2 protein-coding genes are annotated in these 1,495 nt (G+C 61.4%); one reads left to right on the top strand and one right to left on the bottom strand.

Annotation, left to right across the window (positions count from 1 at the left end):
* Window positions 1-850: ABC transporter substrate-binding protein (locus OXG98_05325; protein ID MCY3771422.1), on the top strand; the 850-nt coding region annotated here is incomplete at its 5' end.
* A gap of 2 nt (window positions 851-852) precedes the next feature.
* On the opposite strand, the gene OXG98_05320 is transcribed toward OXG98_05325, so the two are convergent.
* Window positions 853-1,495: aldo/keto reductase (locus OXG98_05320; GenBank protein MCY3771421.1), on the bottom strand; the 643-nt coding region annotated here is incomplete at its 5' end.

Here is a 1,495-nt window from a genome sequence, read left to right as displayed (position 1 = left end):
GAGTTACCGTCTCGATCCCGAGATCGGCGATCTGTTGGGTGACGTACGGTTTCGGCGGGCGCTGTCGCTGGGTATCGACCGGAATGAGGTCAATGAGACTTTCATGCTCGGACTCGGTCTGCCGACGGCGTCGGTGCCTACGCCCAACAGCAAGTACTACCCGGGAACCGAGTGGGCGCAGCGCTGGGCGGTCCACGACATCGACGCGGCCAACGAACTGCTGGACGAAGTGGGACTCTCGGTGCGGGACGAGGAGGGTTTCCGCCTGCGCCGGGATCGTCCGGATCGCCTCAGGCTCACCTGCCAAGCTTTTGTCGCGCACTTCGATTTCCCGGCGGTCGCGGAGATGGTCCGCGAGCACTGGCGGCGGATCGGCATCGACCTGGACACGGACATCGTTGATCCCGCGCTGGCGATTCAGCAGAGCATGGCCGGCGAGCTTCAGTTCAGCCTGCAACTGTCTGGCGCGGCGGACCCGTTCATGAACCCGGAGTACCTGTTTCCGTACACGCCGCTGGGGGTCGGTGGTGCATCCGGTGTCGAGTTCGCCCGCTGGTTCCAGTCCAATGGCACCGCGGGAGACAGGCCGCCGGACGAGATCGTCGAAGTGATGCAATTGTGGCGAGCCGCGAGGCTGGAAGAGACAGAGCGTAGAACAGCTATGGCCCGGGAGCTGATCCGTCGTCATGTTGACAATGTTTTCAGCATCGGTCTGGTTTCAGGCGGTTTCACCTACCATGGCGTACATGTTCGCAAGCACGATCTCGGAAATGTCCCTCGCCGGGTCGTGAACTCGCAGGTCGTCCGGTCGCCCGGAAACGCACTGCCAATGACCTTTTTCTTCAAATAGCTCTAGCAGATTCCGGGAACCGGAGCATCGTCCCTGAGCAGGCTCCGATCGATCAGCGCGGACCAGAACTGAGCCGGTATCTCGAAACCGAACCAGTTCAGCGTCTGATCGAGGTGACTTGCCTTGCCGATACCCGGGATGACCGAAGCGACAGCCGGATGCGCCAGCGGGAACTGCAAAGCCGCCGCGGGCAACGGCACCGAGAACCGGTCACAGGTATCTTCGATCCGCGCGACTTTTTCGATGACCCATTCGGGCGCTGGGGCGTAGTTGTAACGGGGTGGTGCGTTGCTCCTTGCGCCAGTGGCCAGTATTCCCGAGTTGTACGCGCCGCCGACTATGACGGAGCAATTCCGCTGAGTGCATTTCGGAAGGAAAGTATCGAGGGACTCCTGCTCAAGAAGCGTGTAACGGCCCGCCAGAAGGAAGCAGTCCCAGTCTCCGTGTTCGAGCGCCGCTTCGCAGACCTGAAACTCGTTCACGCCCAGGCCGATGGCGGATACCCGGCCTTCGCTGCGCAGTTGCTGCATTGCCCGATACCCGCCATCCATGGCGACGGGGAATAACTTCTCATTGTCCGTACCGTGCGTTACAGCACCAATGTCGTGCATGAAGAGTATGTCGATTCGATCCAGTCCCAGGCGC

It is taken from the genome of Gemmatimonadota bacterium (genome assembly GCA_026706345.1).
Lineage (GTDB): Bacteria > JAAXHH01 > JAAXHH01 > JAAXHH01 > JAAXHH01 > JAAXHH01.
The sequence above is the reverse complement of the archived record's forward strand: the minus strand, read 5'-3'. Positions and strand labels throughout refer to the sequence as shown.